At 39.9% G+C, this 20,783-nt stretch carries 19 protein-coding genes, 1 riboswitch and 2 other annotated features; of the genes, 9 read left to right on the top strand and 10 right to left on the bottom strand.

Annotated elements, in window-relative coordinates; genetic code table 11:
* Positions 1–48: 48 nt before the first annotated feature.
* The 4 genes from IMZ31_RS10835 (at position 49) to IMZ31_RS10820 (ending at position 6,221) form a co-directional block, all read left to right on the top strand.
* Entirely contained in the window at positions 49–1,320 is a 1,272-nt protein-coding gene (locus IMZ31_RS10835; RefSeq protein ID WP_207527393.1) for a DNA polymerase IV, read from the top strand.
* A 249-nt stretch (positions 1,321–1,569) separates the two neighbouring features.
* Positions 1,570–2,271, top strand: a complete 702-nt coding sequence (locus IMZ31_RS10830; RefSeq protein ID WP_207527392.1) for an ABC transporter ATP-binding protein — start codon at positions 1,570–1,572, stop codon at positions 2,269–2,271.
* Positions 2,268–4,544 (top strand): ABC transporter permease, encoded by a 2,277-nt coding sequence (locus IMZ31_RS10825; RefSeq protein WP_207527391.1) that lies wholly within the window; start codon positions 2,268–2,270, stop codon positions 4,542–4,544. The genes IMZ31_RS10830 and IMZ31_RS10825 overlap by 4 nt, the downstream gene beginning before the upstream one ends.
* A 115-nt stretch (positions 4,545–4,659) precedes the next feature.
* Positions 4,660–4,907 (top strand) — a binding site (T-box leader).
* 93 nt (positions 4,908–5,000) lie between these two features.
* Positions 5,001–6,221, top strand: coding sequence for an MFS transporter (locus tag IMZ31_RS10820; RefSeq protein ID WP_207527390.1), 1,221 nt, complete (start codon positions 5,001–5,003; stop codon positions 6,219–6,221).
* A 46-nt stretch (positions 6,222–6,267) separates the two neighbouring features.
* Here IMZ31_RS10820 and IMZ31_RS10815 read toward each other — a convergent pair whose 3' ends face one another.
* The 3 genes from IMZ31_RS10815 to IMZ31_RS10805 form a co-directional block, all read right to left on the bottom strand.
* Positions 6,268–6,708 carry a hypothetical protein gene (locus tag IMZ31_RS10815; protein ID WP_207527389.1) on the bottom strand — a complete coding sequence of 147 codons (441 nt, stop codon included), beginning with the start codon at positions 6,706–6,708 and terminating at the stop codon, positions 6,268–6,270.
* Between the two features lie 681 nt (positions 6,709–7,389).
* Positions 7,390–7,501: riboswitch (SAM riboswitch) on the bottom strand.
* A gap of 109 nt (positions 7,502–7,610) precedes the next feature.
* Positions 7,611–8,501: a manganese catalase family protein gene (locus IMZ31_RS10810; RefSeq protein WP_036779729.1), complete on the bottom strand. Its 891-nt coding sequence runs from the start codon at positions 8,499–8,501 to the stop codon at positions 7,611–7,613.
* 22 nt (positions 8,502–8,523) lie between these two features.
* Positions 8,524–8,739 (bottom strand): YuzF family protein, encoded by a 216-nt coding sequence (locus tag IMZ31_RS10805; protein WP_207527388.1) that lies wholly within the window; start codon positions 8,737–8,739, stop codon positions 8,524–8,526.
* 152 nt (positions 8,740–8,891) lie between these two features.
* Here IMZ31_RS10805 and IMZ31_RS10800 point away from each other — a divergent pair, with 152 nt between their 5' ends.
* Both IMZ31_RS10800 and IMZ31_RS10795 read left to right on the top strand, forming a co-directional pair.
* A complete protein-coding gene (locus IMZ31_RS10800; protein WP_207527387.1) occupies positions 8,892–10,019 on the top strand; it encodes an HAD family hydrolase in 1,128 nt (375 codons plus the stop codon).
* A 198-nt stretch (positions 10,020–10,217) separates the two neighbouring features.
* The gene (locus tag IMZ31_RS10795; protein WP_207527386.1) at positions 10,218–10,583 is read left to right on the top strand and encodes a hypothetical protein; all 366 of its coding nucleotides are present in this window, start codon (positions 10,218–10,220) and stop codon (positions 10,581–10,583) included.
* A gap of 17 nt (positions 10,584–10,600) precedes the next feature.
* Here the strand turns inward: IMZ31_RS10795 and IMZ31_RS10790 are convergent, their stop codons facing one another.
* The 7 genes from IMZ31_RS10790 to IMZ31_RS10760 all read right to left on the bottom strand — a co-directional run bounded on the left by IMZ31_RS10790 (position 10,601) and on the right by IMZ31_RS10760 (position 18,585).
* Entirely contained in the window at positions 10,601–11,029 is a 429-nt protein-coding gene (locus IMZ31_RS10790; RefSeq protein WP_207527385.1) for a BrxA/BrxB family bacilliredoxin, read from the bottom strand.
* 21 nt (positions 11,030–11,050) lie between these two features.
* On the bottom strand, positions 11,051–12,193 hold the full coding sequence (locus IMZ31_RS10785) for a conserved virulence factor C family protein (RefSeq protein WP_207527384.1): 1,143 nt from the start codon (positions 12,191–12,193) through the stop codon (positions 11,051–11,053).
* Between the two features lie 252 nt (positions 12,194–12,445).
* Positions 12,446–14,029: a phosphoglycerate dehydrogenase gene (serA, locus tag IMZ31_RS10780; RefSeq protein WP_207527383.1), complete on the bottom strand. Its 1,584-nt coding sequence runs from the start codon at positions 14,027–14,029 to the stop codon at positions 12,446–12,448.
* The gene (locus IMZ31_RS10775; protein ID WP_207527382.1) at positions 14,022–15,173 is read right to left on the bottom strand and encodes a pyridoxal-phosphate-dependent aminotransferase family protein; all 1,152 of its coding nucleotides are present in this window, start codon (positions 15,171–15,173) and stop codon (positions 14,022–14,024) included. Before IMZ31_RS10775 ends, serA begins: the two co-directional genes overlap by 8 nt.
* A 61-nt stretch (positions 15,174–15,234) precedes the next feature.
* Positions 15,235–15,460, bottom strand: a binding site (T-box leader).
* Between the two features lie 64 nt (positions 15,461–15,524).
* On the bottom strand, positions 15,525–17,738 hold the full coding sequence (locus IMZ31_RS10770; RefSeq protein WP_207527381.1) for an FUSC family protein: 2,214 nt from the start codon (positions 17,736–17,738) through the stop codon (positions 15,525–15,527).
* Positions 17,739–18,061: 323 nt separating this feature from the next.
* Entirely contained in the window at positions 18,062–18,211 is a 150-nt protein-coding gene (locus tag IMZ31_RS10765; protein WP_207527380.1) for a hypothetical protein, read from the bottom strand.
* Between the two features lie 47 nt (positions 18,212–18,258).
* A complete protein-coding gene (locus tag IMZ31_RS10760; protein ID WP_207527379.1) occupies positions 18,259–18,585 on the bottom strand; it encodes a CHY zinc finger protein in 327 nt (108 codons plus the stop codon).
* Positions 18,586–18,762: 177 nt separating this feature from the next.
* Here IMZ31_RS10760 and IMZ31_RS10755 point away from each other — a divergent pair, with 177 nt between their 5' ends.
* Genes IMZ31_RS10755 through IMZ31_RS10745 form a run of 3 tightly spaced genes read left to right on the top strand, consistent with a single transcriptional unit; the run spans position 18,763 to position 20,532 of the window.
* Positions 18,763–19,086 (top strand): PadR family transcriptional regulator, encoded by a 324-nt coding sequence (locus tag IMZ31_RS10755; RefSeq protein WP_207527378.1) that lies wholly within the window; start codon positions 18,763–18,765, stop codon positions 19,084–19,086.
* Entirely contained in the window at positions 19,079–19,636 is a 558-nt protein-coding gene (locus tag IMZ31_RS10750) for an HAAS signaling domain-containing protein (protein ID WP_207527377.1), read from the top strand. The genes IMZ31_RS10755 and IMZ31_RS10750 overlap by 8 nt, the downstream gene beginning before the upstream one ends.
* Positions 19,633–20,532, top strand: a complete 900-nt coding sequence (locus tag IMZ31_RS10745; protein ID WP_207527376.1) for a DUF4097 family beta strand repeat-containing protein — start codon at positions 19,633–19,635, stop codon at positions 20,530–20,532. Before IMZ31_RS10750 ends, IMZ31_RS10745 begins: the two co-directional genes overlap by 4 nt.
* Positions 20,533–20,783 lie beyond the last annotated feature (251 nt).

The following is a 20,783-nucleotide window of genomic DNA, read 5'->3' as shown; positions in this document are numbered from 1 at the left end:
TACAATAAGTGTAGAACGAATGTTCGTTAGAGAGGAGGTGTTCTGGTTTTGTCGAAGTGGTACCCGAAGAATGGAAGAGTCATTTTTCATGTGGATATGAATAGTTTTTATGCATCTGTTGAGATGGCTTACAACCCTGAATTAAAAGGGAAACCTCTTGCAATTGCAGGAAACCCTGAAGAACGGAAGGGAATTGTAGTTACCGCAAGTTACGAAGCTCGGGATAAAGGTGTGAAGACGACGATGCCTTTGTGGCAAGCAAGACGACTTTGTCCCAATATGATTGTTATGCGTCCAAATTTTGAACGTTATCGTAAAGCATCAAGGGAAATGTTCTCTGTTCTTTCCCAAGTCACACCTCTTGTACAGCCTGTTTCGATTGATGAGGGTTATATGGATATAACAGATTGTGCTGATCAGGGCACCCCTCTCGAAATTGCGAAGTGGATTCAAGATACCGTTATGGAACAGCTTGAACTTCCTTGTTCAATAGGAATTGCTCCAAACAAGTTCCTTGCCAAGATGGCTTCTGATATGAAAAAGCCAATGGGAATAACTGTACTTAGGAAGCGTGATATCCCTAGTAAATTGTGGCCAATGCCAGTCCGGGAGATGTACGGTGTTGGAGAGAAAACGGCTGAGAAATTAAATGCCAGTCATATTGAAACAATAGAAGACTTAGCTAAAGCTGATGTTTATGCTTTAAAAGGGAAGCTCGGGATTAACGGAGAACGCCTGCAAAATCGTGCGAACGGAATTGACGATCGTCTAGTTGACCCGGATGCAGTGAGTGAGTTCAAAAGTATTGGCAACTCTCAAACATTGCCCCACGACACAACGGATGATAATGAGATTACGAAATTACTGCGACAGTTATCTCAAAAAGTAGCAGACCGGATGGAGAATAAAGAAGTTGTTTCAAGGAACATTCAGTTAATGATTCGCTATCATGATCGAAAGACGATAACAAGGAGTAAACAACTACCTGAATATATAAGCAAAGTGGAAGAGATCTATCAATATGCAATGAAGCTATGGGAGGACCATTGGAACGGTGAGCCTATAAGACTTATGGGCGTCACAGCGCAAGACCTTAGTGAAAAACAAGATGCGATCATGCAACTTGACTTATTCACATATGAGAATGAAGCGAAAAACGAAAAATTGTATTCTGCTATCGGAGAACTCACTGATAAATATGGTTCCAATCCATTTAAGAAATTAAAAGCCAAACCAAACGCAACCCCCACAACAAGCTTTCAAAAGGACTTTCTTGACGACTTCAAAAAAATAAACCGAACTGACGATAGAACAAACTAGCTCACATCGCTAGTTTGTTTTTTATTGCTTCACAGTAAGAAAGCGTGCCAGACACCCTTTACTTGGTTAAAGGGTGTCTGGCACGCTTTTTTGCTTTAAATAGGTAAAGGGATAAAGGTTTTGAAGTAAAATGATTTATTTAGTTCAAAAAATATTGTCTTCTTTCATATACTGAGGTAAGATGAATTCAGAAGTAGAAATGAAATGATTTTATGTTTATATTTCAAATTTTGAATTGGAGATGAGCGTATGAGTATCGTGCTATCAAATGTGAATAAGATTTATCAAAGTGGTGAAGTAACCGTTCATGCGTTAAAGAATGCGTCTATTGAAATTCCTGACAAACAAATCGTGGCTATACTCGGACCATCAGGTTCTGGTAAATCTACATTGCTCAATGTAATTGGGGGCATTGACCGCCATGATGAAGGGGAAATTACAGTTCATGATTTTAAATTGACGAAAATGAAAGATAAGGAACTAACAGAATATAGAAGGCACTCCCTTGGCTTCATCTTTCAACAGTACAATCTTATGCCAACATTAACAGTTGAAGAAAACATAGAAGTAGGGAGAGAGTTAAGCCAAAATCCTCTCAAGATGAAAGACACTTTAGAGAAGGTTGGCATGTGGGACAAAAAGGATAAGTTCCCCTATCAATTAAGTGGGGGAGAACAACAGCGCGTTGCAATCGCGCGAGCCCTTATAAAAAACCCTCGCGTTCTCCTTTGTGATGAACCAACTGGAGCATTAGATGAAGAGACAGGTAAGAAAATCCTTAGTCTTTTAAAATATGTAAATGAGACGTATGGAACAACTGTCTGTATTATAACTCACAACAACGGGATCGGAGAAATGGCTCACAAGGTAGTTAGAATGAAAAGCGGTGAAATTATTAAGCACTATTATAATGAAAAGCCGGTTGATCCAGAGAAGGTGAAATGGGTATGATTCTTAGAAAAAGCATTCTTCGTCAATTTAAAGAGAAGAAGTTTCAGTATTTTGGAGTAATCATTCTTTTAATGTTATCCATTATGCTATATGTGTCCATGTCGATGGGGATCTCAACTTTGGATAACCGAAATGCCCAATTTAAGGAAGAATTCATGCAAGAAGATTTCCATATGATTTTAGCTAATGAACTTTCTTCAGATCAGCTTGAAAAATGGGAAAAGGAATATAATCTTTCTTTAGAAGAGCGACTTTACGGAGATGTTCCTTACAAGGACAGTGATACAACTCTTAGGTTATTCTCAAATACAACCGAGATTAATATCCCATATGCCTCGGAAGGGAAACTGCCTGAAGAAGCAGGTGAAATCGCTCTATCTCCGGTCTTTGCAAAAGCTCATAATATCACCGTTGGAGATGAAATCGAGGTAAATAGTCGAACATTAAAAGTAACAGGCTTTATGTATATTCCGGATTATATTTATGTTCTTGAACGGGAAAGTGATCTTTTGAGTGATCCGCATACGTTTGGGATTGGAGTGACAGCCGAAGATACACTTCAATCTATTGCAGATAAAACAGTAACTCAAATCTTAGGGCACGGAGCTTCAGGCGAAGAAAGGAATACCTTTAAATCAGCTGTTACTGAAAACTATTCTTTATTGAAGTGGATGAACCAGGAGGAAAATCCTCGTATTCAATTCGTAGAATCTGAGATTGAAAGTTCAGAGACGATGATTACAACACTACCGCTATTCATATTAGCGTTATCTGTTTTAATGGTTCTTATGATAATGAAACGACGCTTAGAAATGCAGCGTAAAGAAATTGGCACCATGAAAGCGTTAGGATATCGTAACAGAGAACTGACCAAGCATTATATGACGTATGCGACAATCATTGGCCTCATTGGGTCCTTCTTAGGGGTGGCAGCTGGTGCAGGTTTATCGATTCCCATTACGAATCTTTACTCTAATTACTTTAACTTACCTAGCATTTCCTACTTTGATTGGGATCCTAAAGTACTTGTAATTGGCTTCTTCGTGCCAAATGTTATTTTGCTTATCATGACGTACTTTGTTATCAGGAAACCTTTGCAACAGTCTCCGTTAGATTTATTAAGACCGAAGGATATATCTAAAGGGAAGAAGTCGTTGTTAGAACGATTGCCGATTATTAATAAAGGGAGCTTTATTTCTCGATTTCGTATTCGACTGTTAGCTAGAAGCAAAGCAAGGGCGGTTTATATTCTCTTAGGAGTCATGTTTTCTAGTATTCTGTTGATCTTTGGAGCCACGATGTACAAAGGGATGGACGGAATTGTAGATTCAACCTATAAAGATATCATGACTTATAATTACGCTGCTCATTACAAAAGCTTACAACAAGCAGAGACAGATCAAGGAGAAAGCCCATTTACAGTAGCTGAAGCAGAGATTACCAGAATAAATGGAGAAAAGGCCAAAACTATTGAGCAGCAGTCTATGATTTACGGAATAGAACCTGAGACTGAACACATTCAGCTTAAAAACGTAGATGGAAAACTGCTTAATTCAACACTTAATAATGGGGTGGTATTAAGCGAACCGTTTGCAAGTGCGCTTGGTCTTTCAAAAGGGGATACAATTACTCTTAAGAATGCGTACAATAATAAAATGATTAAGAAAGAAGTTACGGGTATAGCTAAGGTTTATATCGGCTTTTCTATTTATAGTGAGCGAAAAGCAGTCAACGAATTTCTTGGCTATCCAACAGAGGTATATACAGCCAAGTGGACAGAAGGTAAGCCTGATAACTCAGAAGACGTGCTATTTATAGAGGATAAACAAGATATTATTGAGAATTTTGAATCAACTTCTTCTTTAACACGTTATTCTGTATTTGGAATAGCAGGTTTCGCATTTTTAATTGGGGTTATTGTCTTAACGCTTATTACGAATTTAATTGTAGAAGAGAATTCGCCTTCTATTTCTCTATTTAAAGTTATGGGGTACAAAGACAAAGAAATTTCAAGACTGATTATTAACGTCTATACCCCAATCGTACTTCTAGGGTTCATATTATCTGTTCCTATTGGAATTCTTAGCATTGATCAGCTTATGAATTCAATTGTCGAACAGACTGGATTTGCAATGCCTGTTCAATTGAACTGGCTGATGATTCTGGTTAGTCTTGTAATCATCTTATTAACGTATTACGTCTCACTTTTCTTCTCTAGAAGAAAACTCAAAAACGTATCCCTCCAAGAAGCATTAAAGAAACAACAAGACTAGAGTCAGATGCACTTTAGTGAGATAAAGGGTGTCTGACACCCTTTATCCTGTTAAAGTAATTAATGCATTTGGGGTTTACATGTTTGGTTGGTTTTGGTAATATTGCAGGAATTATAAAAAAGCTATGAAGAGAAGAGTAGGCCAAATCGTTTCTTACAGAGAGCTCTCGCTTGGTGAAAGAGGGTAGAAACGTCTGACTGAAACAAGCCTCTGAGCTGCGCGTGGGAACAAGTTGTGGGATCATGTGCCAGGAGCTCCTGTTACAGAGCTAGGGTATAAGCATATAATGCCGTACCTGAGAAGGTTAATATGGTGACATATTAATAAACTGGGGTGGCACCGCGGAAATGACCCGCCCCCAAGATGAACGGATCTTGGGGGTGGGTTTTTATGTTGAAGTCTATTCAGATTCATTCTTCCTAAATCAGATCTAATCTTGCTGTAGGAGGGAAAAGAATGAATCGTGTAAAGAAAGACAAACAGTGGTTGGATCCAGTATTTTTGCTAGCAGCGCTTGGGATTTCTACAATTGGAGACTGGATTTTCCTCATCGCTTTAAATTTAATGGTATTGAATAAGACTGGATCGCCTTTTGCCGTAACTATTTTATATTTGTTAAGGCCTGCTGCTATGATAGTGACTAACATATGGGCGGGTAGTCTTGTTGATCGTATCGACCAGCGAAATACTATGATAGGGTTAGACCTCTTTAGAGGGGCGCTTGTCCTAATTATCGCAACAACAGCGAACCTATCGTTGATCTATGGTCTTGTCCTACTAATTTATATGGCGAGTTCCATAAGTGAGCCAACAACTTTATCTTATATGACAAAACTTGTTCCAGTTGAGAAAAGGAAGCGATTTAATGCTTGGAGGAGTCTGTTGGATTCAGGTGGTTTTGTATTAGGTCCTGCTATTGCGGGTTTATTATTTATGGTAAGCAGTTTAAATGGTGTTATTGCATTGAATGGCTTATGCTTTATGGTAGCTGCTCTCCTTTTAGTAAAGCTCCCCCGCATGAAGGTCTTCGAACATGAAATGGGAGTATCAGGAAAGATCTCTTTAAGCTTACTTCTAGAAGACTTGAAAGCTGTCTGGCATTTTACGAAAACCTCCCGACGAATAACGGTGACGTACTGTTTAGTTGGTTTATTAATGGTTGGAGCTACTGCTATTGATTCTTTAGAAGCGGCATTTTCGAAAAATGTATTATATCTATCAGATAAGGAATATGGATTTCTGGTAAGTATAGCAGGGGCAGGGTATGTGTGTGGTGCCCTTACTATTATAGTATTGAATAAGCGCTTGGATAACCGTTTAATGGTATGGGGAGGGGCTACTCTTGTAGCTTTTGGGTATGTACTCTATGGATTTTCGGAGATCACCGTTCAAGCTGCAGTAGGTTTCTTTTTACTTTCCTTCTTTATGGCTTGGGTTCAAACTGGATTTAATACGTTTGTGCAACAAACGGTCCCAACCTTTATGCTTGGAAGAGTTTCAAGTATGTATGGTTGGGTTGAGGCGCTTCTTGCAATAGTAGCAACTATTGGTGTGGGCGTTACAGCTGAAATGATTTCTATACAAGGATCTGTAATGGTGGCGACCCAATGGATGTCAGGAATGGTTGTCATTCTCCTTGGTGTTTTTCTAATCCCAAAAGGTGCCTCGCGAAAGTAAACGAATGCCAGTATTCAATATAGGAGGCTCTCTTAACCGAGAGCCTCTATTTAGAGGAAGAGGGTAATTCATATCGCTTACCAATCGTAATTCCATCGACTAATGGAATCTCTTCGTCAACAATTCGCTGGATGGTTTTATCCGTTAATTCACCTGACTTCTTAACCGTTATACTTCTCGTTAAATAAGTTACTTGCTCAGCTCCAATACTTAAGGGAGGCTGTGTACCTTCTTTGTTACGGGTTATATAACTTGGATACATGAGGCTTACAAAACGTTCATTTTTAGTTTGATTTTGTATTTCTAAATTAATTGTAAATGTAATCTTTTCCTCGTTCTCGTTTGTTACATGATAGGAATAGTTTTGAATGTTAATCGGTTCATCTGACGTTTGAACCGTTGAGCACGATGAGAGAAAAACAGTAAGAATGAAAAAAGCTCCCAGCCATTTCAGCTGCATAGAAAAGACTCCAATCTGTTGATCCATATTATGGTGTGCCCCCCTCACTAGGAGGGAATATGAATCGTATTATTCAAGTGCATCCATCTACCTTATATAATAATCGGCTCCATCATAAATTATTATCTATTCCTCATTGAGGTGCTAAACCTTGGTGAGGAGGATACCAAAGCTTGAAGAGATTATGCGTAATTTTAAGCTTAGGGAATTTGAAAGAAGGAGTCAAGTTTAGGCTAAGGGTTTCGCTTTTAATCAAGAGTGGACAGATCTTACTTCCATGCCAGCAAAACGGGTTGGTAATAACCGCTTTCTTCTGGATATTGCCAAGAAATATTTCGAAAACCAGCTTCTTGTAGAAAGGAGGTTAATTCGCTCTGTAAGAGGGCCCTGTAGTTTGTGGAATATTGTTTCGTCTTCCAAATATCCTTCGTTTTTTGCATGATAAAGTGGTGGAGTGTGTATGTCCGACCGTCTTCTTGGTGATCTTGCAGCGTAAGTCAAATCCACCCGATTAAACTATCTTAGTCGGTCTAAAAAGCTCAAAGTTATAGTAACTTTGAGCTTTACTTTCATTTTATGGGATTGATGAGTCATAACAATTCCTCCTTGGTTAAATGAAAGTCTAGGAAAAATTGCCTTACAGGTGAGGGGGGAGGAGCGCATATAAAAAACCCCCTTCATAAGAAGAGGGTGTATGTAACAGTCCTCATCTTATCTTCCAGATCCACAGACCTGTAGGATGTAGCACCACTCAAGCTGACATTGCTTGAAGGTTGCCGGGCTTCGCAGGGCCTAGTCCCTCCGCCACTCTAGATAAGATATTCGTTTTGTCTTTCATCGTATTAGCTTGTTAAGGATTATAGAACAAATCATGAGAACCGTCAATGTATATTCAGATTATTTTTTATTTTCTCACTTTAAGTTAAGGGTTACATATTTTCCATTAAGCGTTTAGCGATCCGTCTATAATCATCTGCGTCTACACCAGGAGCAAATTGTTCTGGAATATCATCCAAGTCAGGAACAGGTGCTCCTTTAGGCGAACCTTCAATGACTTTTAAAGGGGCGCCTGTTTCCGGATTTTGTCCTTTCCATATTTGTTTGACATCTTTGTAGTCCGTATCACTAAAGGTGTATAAAATATTATCTAAACCCTGTTCTTCATATTTTTTTGCGTAATCGAATTTGGAGTTATCAAGGTTTGGAACAGGAAGCATTTTGGTAACATCTACACCTGTTGCGATCTCTAATGCTTTTGCATAAGCAACGACGTGAACCCCTCCCCGCACAAGTAAATAGCCAATCATTTCTCTAGCTGTAGGATGATCAGTCATCTCGTACACTCTCATTTTGTGAGTGCGTGCTCCAAGTTCTAAAAAGAAATTGTGTAAGAGATCTAACACTAAATTTCCGCTGTTAAATACATTATCTCCTGACCACGCATTCCCCATCGAGTCTCCGACTAACGCTGTTTGTGCCGTGGAAATAAACTGATACGTGTTACGAGCATCTTTGCCAGCTTGTAGGGGTGTTATGTCAGGAGGTCCTGGGAACGTATTATCTTTAGAGAGCAAGTTAATCGATGTTGTCACTAATTCTACATGCCCCATCTCCTCAGCAGTGATGCTTGCAACTAAATCGTAAAAAGGCTTCAACTTTTTCTTTCCACGAAAATTAAAAGATTGGAACATGTAGTTGTTAAGTGTGGACATCTCACCGAACTTACCACCTAATAATTCTTGTACAGCAGCCATCGCGTTTGGATCACCATGCTCTGGTATTGGTAGTTCTACTAATATACGATTCTCTCGTTTAAACAAAAGAACGCCTCCTTTCTTAGGTTTAAGATGATGGGAACACCCAAACGATTTGCTGCGTACGAATGAAGAACGGAGTGTTATTCATTTCCACTACGATATGGTCTGGAAGCACGTTTGTTAGTTTCCCTCGTACAGAGCCTTGTGTGGTTTGCACGGTAACCTCACTGCCCGTTACAGATTGAAGGGTTTGGTAAACATAAGGGTCATAAAACGATTGTAAATATGAGGAGTTATCCATATGCTTCTCTCCTTTGTGATCATCTCTTCATCACCTTATGCCTGTTTAGGGTTGTCCTATCACCAATAGTTAGAGTAGGAAAGCTTAGTCTGTTCTTTTACGCTTCACCTTGCTACAATAGGACATAATTCTAAGAAGAGTAGGTGAGCCAATTGGGGAAAACAATTCTATTTGATGTTGATGGTGTTTTATTAAGTGAGCACAGGTATTTTGATGCTTCAGCCTTAACGGTGTGGGAGCTTATACATAATGAGAATTATTTAGGTCTTCAATCAGATCGGTTCCATACAGATGTGACAGAGAGTGAAGTAGGAGAGCTTCGAGCAGAAGTTTTTCAGGATGATGAAGTTTTGTATCTTATTAAATCAAAAGGAATTAACGCGAACTGGGACATGGTTTATTTAACATTTTCTTTCCAACTCATTCGCTTGCTGTCAAAGTTAAGTGAGACAAACGAGTCGTATGTAAAGAAAGTGCTTCAAGAGAAGACGTTAAACCGCGAGACGCTCCAAGAAATTGGGGGAGAGCTTTATAAGAATGGTATAGAACCAGACTATAAAACGTTTGTTCCTGTTATGAAAGAGGCAGAAGCAATGCGAGGTGAGTTGCTCACGTACTTGAATCATATTGCTTATGAAATGACAGGTATTGAGACAATGGCATTTACTCGCAATAGTGAGCTTTGGGAGCTTGGAAGAGAGACCTTCCAAGAGTGGTATGTCGGAGAAGGTTTAACAGAGAAATCCATCGGGCGCAAAGCTTATCAAAAAGGAAAAGAAGGGTTTGTCCATATCGAAACCCCGCTAGCTACAATGGAAGAACTTGATGAACTATTTACGAAGCTCAAAGAAGAGGGCTATACACTTGGTATTGGAACGGGCCGACCGGCTCTTGAAACAGTTGAGCCTCTTGAGAGGCTTGGAATTCTTTCTTACTTTGATCGTAACCGTATGGCGACTGCATCTGATGTGTTAGAAGCCGAGCATAGGTACGGAGACAAAGCCCCGCTAGCGAAACCAAATCCATTTACGTATATGTTCGCGTGGTTAGAGCGTTCAAGTATTGAAGAAGCACTTGAGTATACGTTTACTGAGGAAGAGAAAGATTCTGTTGTAATTGTAGGAGATTCGTTGGCAGATGGACTAGCCGCACAAAGCCTTGGCTGTCATTTCGTAGCTGTCTTAACCGGACTATCAGGTCAAAAAGCAAGACATGAGTTCGAACAAAATAACCAGCATAACATAATAGACAATATAAAAGACCTTTACGAAGCTTTATAATTCAAATGCTTTAACAAATTAGTGCAATGATACGTGCCAGACACCCTTTAATGCTTTAGCGAAATAGTGGGTGTCTGGCACCGTTTAATGCTTTAACTTGTTAACGGGTGCTTCATCATAGCAATGATTGGACGAGGTTGCTTACTATAGGTTATAGAGATCAGAAGGTGTTCATAGGATAATAGCGGAGGGGATTCTATGCTAGAGTTATTTATATGGACATTGGCTAGCTTTATCGTGGTTATGGTAAGTGGGGCATTCGGTATGCGAGAATTGTTTGTGAATGAACGTTGGTGGTGGCCATCTGTAACTCTCTTATGTCTAACAATATTGTGCGGAGCTATAGCAGCTTTAACTAGTCTATTTGCGTCGCAAATTATCGAACTAGACAAGCCTGCTGAAGGTTTATACTACACCGTTCGCATAACGTTTGCTCTTAGTATTACTAGTTTTACGGGATATTTGATCCTTATGTTGAAAGCAGGGAGGGAGCAATTCTCCTTCGCAAAGGGATTGAGGCTTGTTGAAAATCGTCGCCAAAAGAAAGAGGGTGCATCTCAATAGATGCACCCTCTTTTTTATTAACAAAATTGGTCGTATGCGTTGGTTAAGTTTGCTACGATCTCTTCAACTTCGTGGTCCTCAATCTCTTCGCGAGGGATAAAGTGAACGACTTGGCCTTTTTTCATAACAGCCATAGAAGGGGAGGATGGTTCATAGCCTTCTAAATACTCTCTCATACGATTTGTGGCTTCTCGATCTTGTCCAGCAAAAACAGTCACAATGTGATCAGGACGTTTTGTGTGATTAAGTGATTCTTTCGCTGAAGGTCGGGCTAAGCCTGCTGCACAACCACAGACGGAATTAATAACGACAAGGGCAGTTCCTTCCATTTCACTAACGAAAGCGTCTACTTCTTCAGGTGTTGTAAGTTCAGTAAAGCCCGCGCCTGTTAGTTCATCGCGCATTGGTTGAGCTACTTGTTTCATATATTCTTCATATGCGTTCATTTTATATTCCTCCTTAAAATCTTACTGTTCTTTTCTTGCCTGAGTCATTTGGTGCCATACAGAGCCTTTTGCTTCTTCTCCGCCTTCAATGCGTCGAAGTGCCATTTTAGCTTGCATGCGTACTTCAAATTCTGAATCTTGAATTGCTTCTTGTAAAGCGGGGATAGCTGATTCATCACCAAGCTCATATAAAAACATGGCCGCTCGCCATCGTACAAGCTTATTTTGATCCGATAAGGACGCAATCATTTCAGGCATGGCTTCCTTGAATCCTAAATCAGATAAACAATCTCCAGCTGTACGACGAACGGTTACAGATTTATCTTTTAAAGCTTTGTATAAAAAGGGAAGTACTTCAGGTTCTTCAATCATTCCTAAATAGGCGGTTGCAAGGCGGCGTATAGAAGCCTTCTCATCGTCTAGTGCTTTATCTAATACTGGAAGATCATTATACGTTGGGTTCATACGGTCGAGTGCAGCATAACGCACTTTCCAGTCTGACTCATCTAACGTTTCAAGCGTTACTTGTTTCGCTTCTTCGTGACCCGTTTGAACCTCCCCTGCGTTTTCTTCAAAAGCTTGTTCTACTAATGACGCCAGTCGGTCGTCATCGTAGCTGGCTGAAATCTCCTCAGAGACCTCTTGTCCAACCTCTTCAGGCTCCCCGTAACGAGGGTTTTGTTCTACCCATTTTCGTTCCATGACCATATTAGGTGAGGCAGGAGAAGCCTTCATGGCTGCGTTCATAAATCTTTCTGGAAGTCCTACCCGTTGCTCACTCTCGCCTTCTTCAAGCTTAATCTGCATCGGAATTCCGCGAAACATCTGTATATAAACGTTTACTTCTCCAAACGCCTCTGTATCTGGTGCTCCTTCATCAGTCTCTTCCATAGCTGGTTGTTCGACTGAGCCAAATACAGAACGTACTGCAGGTAGTATATGTTCCCAAGCGTGCTTGGGATTTCGATCTAGTGCAATAAAGTCCATTACATGATATAGACTTTTTACCCCTTCAATTGCAAATAGTTGTTGAATGTAATCCGGCGCATCTGATAGATCATCGTTTCTCTTATAGTTTCTTGATTCTCCGTCGGCTAATTGTTCATTCAAGTTAATCTTCATTGAATTGGGGCTTGGTGTCGGTTCAATCGACACGATATTCATTTTGATGTCCCCCTTACACGTATACTCTTTGTTGATTCTAACAAACACAGCCAAGGAGTTCCATTATTGCGTCTGATTCTTTGTAAAAGAAGAGAGGTATGGTTATAGCTTTATCGGATAGAGTAGATATGAACACAGTTTAAGAAAGGTGCTTAGGACTAGAAAAAGGAATCCACGTGGCCTCAAAGGAAAATTGGCATAAAACGAACGAAGCTGCTCAGCTTTTTATTTAAAGAGAGCAGCTTCGTATTTTTATAAATCTATATTTTTGGCAGAGTGAATATGGTCAACTTGAAGCAGTTCTCCTAGTACATCTTCAAAGAGGGCTTTGTCGATCGTTAACATCATAATCGCTTGACCACCAACTTGTTTACGACCTACTTGCATGGTTGCGATGTTAATTTCATGTTTCCCTAGTAAGCTACCAACATGACCAATAATTCCAGGGACGTCTGTATGTTGAATATAGAGGAGACGATCAGTTGGTGCGATGTCGATCGTATACTGATTCACATGAACAATACGTGGCCCTAAACCATCAAATAGAGTTCCAGCTGCACTATATTCTCCTTCATCTGTTGTTAATGTAACACTAATTAGACCAGAATAGCCTAGACTAGCCGTTGTATTCTCAACAGAGTAGCTTAACCCATATTGCTTGGCGAGGTGAGTTGCGTTTACTATATTGACCTTCTCTCCAAGGTAATGGCTAAGCAATCCTTTTACAAAGGTGCGGGTCACAAGCTCTGTATTGAAATCAGTCAATGTGCCTGCATAGCTGATCTTAATGTGTCTTGGAGGTTGTTTGGCGAGCTGAATCATCATTTCTCCAAGTTTCTCACTTAATAAATAGTAAGGCTCAAGAATCTTTCTTGTTTCGTCGTTAACAGCCGGCATATTGACGGCGTTTTGAAACGGTTGATCGGATAAAATGTTCAAGATTTCCTGACTCACATCCTCTGCTACATACAATTGCGCTTCAGAGGTGGATGCCCCTAAGTGAGGAGTTACAATGACTTCTGGTTTGCCGACGAGCGGGTTATCTATTGGTGGTTCTTCTTCGAACACATCCAGAGCAGCTCTTGCCACTATTCCTTCATCAATGGCTTCAAGGAGAGCAGTCTCATCAATAATACCTCCACGAGCGCAGTTTACAATACGAACGCCTTTTTTCATTTTTTGAAATGCGCTCTTATCAATTAAATGATGAGTTTCCTTAATGAGCGGCGTGTGGACAGTGATGAAATCTGCATTTTCATAGATTTTATCCAGGTCACCTTTTTGAATGCCAATTTGAGAAGCTCGTTCTTCTGTTAAGAAGGGATCGTAGCCAATTACATTCATCTGAAAAGCTTTTGCCCGTTTGGACACTTCTGTTCCGATTCTTCCCATACCGACTATACCAAGCGTCTTTCCTTTAAGCTCAACGCCTTTATACGTTTTTCTATCCCAATTCCCCTCTGTTAATGTTTTATGGGCTTGAGGGATGTTTCTTGCCGATGCCATAAGCATAGCGAAAGTGTGTTCACAAGTGGAAATTGTATTTCCGTTCGGTGCGTTGACTACTATAACTCCGTGTTCGGTAGCAGCTTCTAGGTCAATGGTGTCAACGCCAACGCCAGCACGACCAATGACTTTTAACTTTGTCGCACATTCTAGAATCTCTTTTGTCACCTTTGTTTGAGAGCGTACGATTAGACCATCATATTCTGGAATCGTTTCCTTTAACGCTTCAGGCGAGAGGTCCGTTTTTTGGTCTACTTGAACTTGGTCAGAATCTAGAAGTGCTCTGATTCCGTCTTCACTAATTGGATCACTTACTAATACTTTAAACATGTTTAACATACACCTCCTGGGCTGCTTTAACACCTGCACCTAGCTCAATATCTACACCAAGTTGTTGCAAGCCGATTTCAATCATAGATAGCGTTGTTAGGACATCGGCTGGGGAGCAGTATCCCATGTGACCGATTCTGAATATTTTCCCTTTTAATTCTTTTTGGCCGCCAGCTAACGTTAATCCGAATTGTTTCGAGAGAAGGCTCCGAAGTTCATCTGGTTTAAACTGATCCGTTTCTCTAACAGATGTCACGGTAGGGGAGGCATCCTCTTCGTTTGCAAGAAGCGGTAACCCAAGCGCTTTAATTCCAGCGCGTGTCATATCTTTCATAATTTGATGGCGATTGAAGACATGTTCAATCGTTTCTTCCTCCATCATTTTACTTACTTCTTGAAGTCCTTGGATTAAAGAGACAGCAGGAGTGTAAGGGGGCATGCTGTTCTCAAGCTGCTTTTGATAAGCTTTTATATTTAAATAGAAAGATGGATTCCCTTCTTCAAGTTTGGCTTCAGCTCTTTTACTTAAGGCAACAAATGATAACCCTGGTGGCAGCATCATTGCTTTTTGGGATCCTGTGACAAGGACATCCAAATTCCATTGATCCATGTTACCCGGCACTCCTCCGATACAGCTAACCCCATCTACTAAGACAAGAGCATCACTATGTTGATGAACAGTTTGAGATAGTTGTTGAATAGGGTGCATGACGCCGGTTGAGGTCTCGTTATAAGTTAACAGAACTGCTTTTGCATCCTTATGTTCTTCAAGGGTACTCTTTAGTTCTTCACATGTAACGGAGCGCCCCCATTCAATTTCTAATCGGTGAGTGTTGTAACCATTATGTTCACACACGTTTGCGAAGCGGTCTCCAAATGCTCCTGCAACAACTACGATTACCTTCTCTCCTTTAGCGATTGTATTCGTAACAGCTGCTTCTAGGGCTGCTGTTCCGCTTGCAGTCAGTGTATAGATAGGTTGAGATGTTCCGAAAATGGGCTTTAGACGTTCGCTCGTATCCGCGAATAGCTTTGCGAATGAAGGAGAGCGGTGTCCAATCATAGGTTGGTTCATCGCGTGTTTCACGCGGTCTGGAATCGGTGTTGGTCCTGGAGCTCGAAGAAATGTTTGATCTTGTAGCATTTGAAATCCCTCCTGTGTATTTAAGGTAAAATAAAAAACGCCCCTTGCTAACGTATTGCTAGCAAGGGGCGTTGTCATTAACGCGGTACCACCCTTTAATAAACGACAAGCGTCGTTCTCTCATTTGGTAAAATTACCAGTCTGATAACGGTTGACGCCGAGTGTGCCTACTTTAGGTTTCGGACACTAGTTTAGAAGGGCTACCCATAAACTGTGCCGTCGATTCTCACCTACCATCGACTCTCTAAGGGTCACAAATTTATGTTGGTCTTCATCATTACTTTTCCTTATTTTTTAGAAGTTTAGCACGTTAAATCGTCCATGTAAACAGAAAAGTTCTACTATTTAAATTTATTCAGGAGGTCTTGATATCGGTGCGCCCATATCCTGTGCGAGTAATACAAGGGACTGATTGATGCGCCAAATGTAGTAGAGTTTGTACACGAAAATACGTTTTGACAGATCGTTATCTTGATCAGGATATCGCTCAATACGCTCACGATCGTGTTCTAAATCATAGATAGTTTGATGTCGTTTCGTACGTAACATCTCACTAATTGCTGCAATATTATGATTGACATGAGCTTGAATGTGGTCAATTGTTTCTTTTAACTCAGTATCGATTGTAGGTGCGTGTTCTCTAGTCGCATTTAAGTGTTTGGCATAATAATTCGTAGCCACAAGTATCGTCAACCATCTTTCGATATCAGATCTTAAGAAACGTGCTGGACGTTTGCGGATAGACTCAGAGTCAATCTTGAATTGGTGAAGAGACTGATCAAGGTCAAAAGCTATTTCAGCCAAGTTTTCGGTTGTGTTTTTCCCCTTTAAGCCCATCAAATAAGTCTCAATGTACTTAGACAAGGAATCTAAAAATGAAATAGTCGTATCCGTTACTTTTTCTCTTGTTTTGTTTGGAAGTACTAGTGCGGCTGAGAAGAATCCTATATATGCACCTAGGAATGTATCTAGTACACGCGCTAGCAATAGGTGATACGTAATGCCACCTAGTAAAAGGTCGTATAGCATGGCGATAATCATGGTAATCCAGAACATCGCTAGAGAATAGGAGACGTTAAATAAGTAAAACGCCATAAATATGCACAAAAAGATAAACGCAACCTGCCACGTGCTATGGCCACTTAGTACTAAGGAAACTCCAAATCCAACAATCGCACCTGCAATGGTACCAATTGTACGTTCATTCGCTTTAATGAAAGTTCTTCCTACTGTATCTGTCCCCATAAATACAATAAATGCTGAAAGTAATATCCAGTACTGGTGTGTAGGGGTTAATAAATAACCAAGCGCTATCGATAAGGCACCTGCTAGTAAGGCTTGGAGTGCTTTTTTGGTTGTAGGTTCGAACCCTTCCTTTTTCACATCTTGAGAGGGTTCATCTGATGTTTCGTCTTTATTTGCCCGTTCTATATTCTTGTGACGTACTTCATGAAGCTCAAATGCACCTTCAATAACGTGGTTTGCCATCGTATTGAGTCGGCGTAATAGGAATAACCATTCATCATACTCTTGTTGATTAATTTCTTGCGCAACAGCTCGAAGTTGCTGGACGCTCTTTTCAGCTTCTAGGAGCTGGTCTAAGACATTATGGTGGCGTAATACCTTAACGTCTCTTGTTGATTGGATTAATTGTACTAGGGCTTTTTGAACCTCGTTATGACTAAGTGCTTCTTGTTCTTTAAGTTGCTTAATAGTAGGAGTTAAAGTTTCCATTAACATTTGAACATCAAACACATATAGCCGAAGCTGATTTGCTGTTATTCCTTCCCATACATCATAAGGGTCCACATCGCCAAGTTGTGCTGCAATATTTCGAGCATATTCATTTAACTTTAAAACATTGCGGTTTAAATAGCGTAGCTGACTTTCATCCTCATATGGGTGTTGAATAATATGAATTACCCTTGAGAGAATTAAGTTTGTTTGTATGTGGAAGGAGGTCATGCTTCTTTTTAGCACATTTTCTGGTTTATTCTTTAGTACAACAAACTTATAGAAGTATGCATAAAACACTCCGATTGCTATACCGATGAAGTATATTGGCAAATCGTTGAATTGAACATCTAAGATTGTTGAAAAATAAATCGAGATAAAGCCAATCATATTTAGTGAGAAGTATCGGGAGCCGTAACGAGATAGATAAAAAGCTAAAAATACAACGCTCAAGATTGCAACATCTGATAGGTGGAAGTAGGAAGAGGTCCAGGCCCCAATGGTAAGTGTTATTCCACTTGATAAAGCGAGGAGTAGCGTTGTGACTTTTTGCTTTTGACTCGTATCGTCAAATACAGCAAAGACACCTAAGAGCCCTACAATTCCGGAGAAGATCGGAACGGTAATTAAACTGTAATCGAGCCAATCTAGTAGAAGATTTGTAGTGAGTACAGAGGAAATCACGCTTAGCGTGGCTTTTGCCGCATTGACTAGTCGGGTCAGACCAGGATCTGCCGCCGTAATTCGTGCAAGCCAATGTAGTAAGGTTTGATAGACAGTCTGTTTCATTTTCATATTTTTATCATAAACGATTCTCTTCGCTTCATCCAATCCAAATGCCTCATTCGGTAGAATTCTATCTATTCTGTTAATTCGCTGAATTTCTTCCAGACTAGGGCGGTAATCTTGAAGACTCAAAACTAAGAGAATGTTTCCGTTTGCGTTATTAGAGCGAGAGGTGGTTCGGGAAATCACTCGCTTTCCGCAGACACCCCAAACACTCAATGACCGTAACGGCCCTATGCACACAAAAGTGTCTCAGCTTCGAGTCTTCCGCATAAGAGGCTTATACGGAATAAAGTCCATACTAAACATTCTAGGAAGCATTAAAAAAGACATTGCTTTGCACAATGCCTTTTTGGGGGATCGTATAATCAGTCTTCATCAATCGTGGTTTGGGTTGGGTGTGTAGCTCTTCTCATTTCTTCCTTTGACATTACATTATCCTTGGCTCCAAGTGCGTCATTATAAGGTTTTCCTTTTTGACTACCTTGTTTCTTTCCTTGCTTATTCTTATTCGACATCGTAACGCCTCCTTTACGACCATTAGTGTATCTCTCTTCTGAAAGTTCTATGCCTCAAAGTAAATATGGTAGTGCAAGGCACATCCTTCATTCCATGCATGTTGGCAGTGTGGGCAGGTGAAAGGGGCTCTTAAATATGTGTGGATTGAGAATTGCGACTGACAATGGCCACAAAGTATAGCTGTTTCTTCGAACTTTGTTTTTGGCCAGCGACAAATAGGGTGTTCACAAGTCTCATTATGACATTTATAACAAGGATAGTATGTACGGCAGCAATAAAATTTAATTGCAACAACGTCTTTGCTTGTGTGATAGTGGACACACCGCGTTTCTTCATCAACGATTTGACCGAAAATTTTAGGGCGTGAGCTCATTTTACAGACCTCCTTTTTTCTATAGTGTACGGAATGAATGAAGCATTGAACATCTTTTTCTCACTACCTTGCATTATTCAGTAGCATGAGGTAAGATGACATTATTTTAAAAGGAAACTTTTTCCTCACTAGTGAATATTATTTAGTACTGAACAATATAAAATAGGTGGTGGATAAGTGAATGTTCAATTTAAGAAAGGAGCACTAGAGTTATGTGTGCTTGTTATGATTGCTTCTAAAGATCAATATGGCTATGAACTAGCTCAAAATATTTCTACTAAGATACAAATTGCAGAAGGTACTCTTTATCCCTTGCTACGACGCCTCACCAAAGAAGAGTATTTAACTACGTACTTTGCCGCATCTACTGAAGGACCATCCAGAAAATATTACTCCATTACTCCTGAAGGAAGAACTTACAAAGAAACACTCATCCAAGATTGGAACATGTTCACAAGTGCTGTGACAGAATTAATTGAGGAGGAGAATAAAATTGAATAAAGACCAGTTTATGAACAAGTTAGCAAAGCAATTGAGCAAACTTCCTGAAACAGATCGTAAAGAGCTTCTTTATGATTATGAAGAACATTTTGATACAGGGATGATGAAAGGGCATTCTGAAGAGGAACTTGTGAGCCAGTTAGGTGAACCAAGGAGGATTGGCAAAGATTTGTTAGCTGAATACAGACTTGAACGAGCGCAGGTTGAGAAGTCAGTTAAACATATTTTGCAAGCCGTATTCGCTACAATGAGCGTAAGTTTCTTAAATTTAATCCTCGTCCTAGGTCCTGCAATCGGTGTAATCGGTCTTTATATAGGGTTATGTTCTATGGCTATCGGGCTTGCTATAACACCATTCCTCTTTATCGGTAGTATGTTCTTAGGCACTGTTGAGCCATTCTTCATTAACTTGTTTATTTCTATTACGCTAGGTAGTGGAGGTTTATTGATGGGGTCAGCGTTATTTTTCGTTGGAAAATGGCTTTATAAGCTAACGCTTTCTTATATCCGTTTTAATATAAGAATTGTAAAGGGGGAGAGTGCGGCATGAAGGTATTTATAAAGTGGGTGAGCGTAGTTTTTGTTATTGGAATTGTAGGTACTCTTGTTTCTCTTCAAGTCACAGGTGCTTTCAGTCAGGAGACAGTAGATGTTTTTGAAGAAAAGAAAGTAAAGGATTCTTCAATTAAGTATCTCAGTGTTCATACTTCATCTGCAGATATTTACATTGAACCAAGTCATAACGATACGGTCTATGTACAATGGGGCGGCAAAGCCAGTAAAGGTGTATGGGAAGATTATGAGTTAAAAACTACAAATAAGGGGGATGAACTTTCTGTAAAGCTTCGCCAAAAGGATATTCTAGGCTTTCAATTTGGATTCATTCAGAAAGAGTTGAAGCTTACAATAATGCTCCCAAAGAAACTGTATGAAGGTGTATCTCTATCATCTTCTTCAGGTGATATTCGTATAAATGAACAACATTCCAATAACATGAGTATAAAAACCAGCTCAGGTGACATAGAAGTAGCAAAGATCGAGACATCTGGTGAACTCAACACGCGTTCATCCAGTGGCACAATTCGTTTAAAAGAGGTTTATGCTGATCGCTTACGGACGGATACGAGCAGTGGGGATGTAATTGGTGAGAAGATAGAAGTGTTACAAGTAGAAAGTGATTCCTCATCAGGAACTATCGATTTTAGCGATTTAACGTTAACAGGTGATTTAAAGATTAAAAGTTCAAGTGGTGATGTCTATCTTCTCTTTGCTCAAGTTCCTGACTCCTTTGTCATTGATTATCAATCAAGTTCAGGTGATGAACGAGTGAATCTAGAAGGAATCGAATATGAACGAAAAGCTGAGAACGAGGTTAAGGGACAAAAAGGAAGTGGAGATCAACGTATCGAAATTCGCACAAGCTCAGGGGATTTCCACGCTCAATAAAGCTTTAGTATGAGGCGTGATTTTGGAGCGATAGATGATTTCCATATAATTTAATCTATTTTATATTCGACGCTGAATTCCTGTTTGGAATATAAAAGGAATGTTTATTGGAGTGTATTTCAGGAAGTTCAGGAAAAGGAGTTATCGTTCTTTAACGAGTTGTCACGCCGTCTTATTTCAACACCAAATAAAAGAAAAAGTAATGGAGTATGGGTAAGAGCAACTAGATCAAACCAATTTTAAACGCCCTG

This window comes from Pontibacillus sp. ALD_SL1, assembly GCF_017355605.1.
This window is presented reverse-complemented; position numbering and strand designations above follow the sequence as displayed.

What these genes read in the sequence shown, in the direction of transcription:
- IMZ31_RS10830 (WP_207527392.1), top strand. Translation starts at nt 1,570, where the DNA reads ATGAGTATCGTGCTATCAAATGTGAATAAGATTTATCAAAGTGGTGAA.
- IMZ31_RS10825 (WP_207527391.1), top strand. Translation starts at nt 2,268, where the DNA reads ATGATTCTTAGAAAAAGCATTCTTCGTCAATTTAAAGAGAAGAAGTTT.
- IMZ31_RS10820 (WP_207527390.1), top strand. Translation starts at nt 5,001, where the DNA reads ATGAATCGTGTAAAGAAAGACAAACAGTGGTTGGATCCAGTATTTTTG.
- IMZ31_RS10815 (WP_207527389.1), bottom strand. Translation starts at nt 6,708, where the DNA reads ATGGATCAACAGATTGGAGTCTTTTCTATGCAGCTGAAATGGCTGGGA.
- IMZ31_RS10805 (WP_207527388.1), bottom strand. Translation starts at nt 8,739, where the DNA reads ATGGATAACTCCTCATATTTACAATCGTTTTATGACCCTTATGTTTAC.
- IMZ31_RS10795 (WP_207527386.1), top strand. Translation starts at nt 10,218, where the DNA reads ATGCTAGAGTTATTTATATGGACATTGGCTAGCTTTATCGTGGTTATG.
- IMZ31_RS10790 (WP_207527385.1), bottom strand. Translation starts at nt 11,029, where the DNA reads ATGAACGCATATGAAGAATATATGAAACAAGTAGCTCAACCAATGCGC.
- IMZ31_RS10785 (WP_207527384.1), bottom strand. Translation starts at nt 12,193, where the DNA reads ATGAATATCGTGTCGATTGAACCGACACCAAGCCCCAATTCAATGAAG.
- serA (WP_207527383.1), bottom strand. Translation starts at nt 14,029, where the DNA reads ATGTTTAAAGTATTAGTAAGTGATCCAATTAGTGAAGACGGAATCAGA.
- IMZ31_RS10775 (WP_207527382.1), bottom strand. Translation starts at nt 15,173, where the DNA reads ATGCTACAAGATCAAACATTTCTTCGAGCTCCAGGACCAACACCGATT.
- IMZ31_RS10765 (WP_207527380.1), bottom strand. Translation starts at nt 18,211, where the DNA reads ATGTCGAATAAGAATAAGCAAGGAAAGAAACAAGGTAGTCAAAAAGGA.
- IMZ31_RS10760 (WP_207527379.1), bottom strand. Translation starts at nt 18,585, where the DNA reads ATGAGCTCACGCCCTAAAATTTTCGGTCAAATCGTTGATGAAGAAACG.
- IMZ31_RS10745 (WP_207527376.1), top strand. Translation starts at nt 19,633, where the DNA reads ATGAAGGTATTTATAAAGTGGGTGAGCGTAGTTTTTGTTATTGGAATT.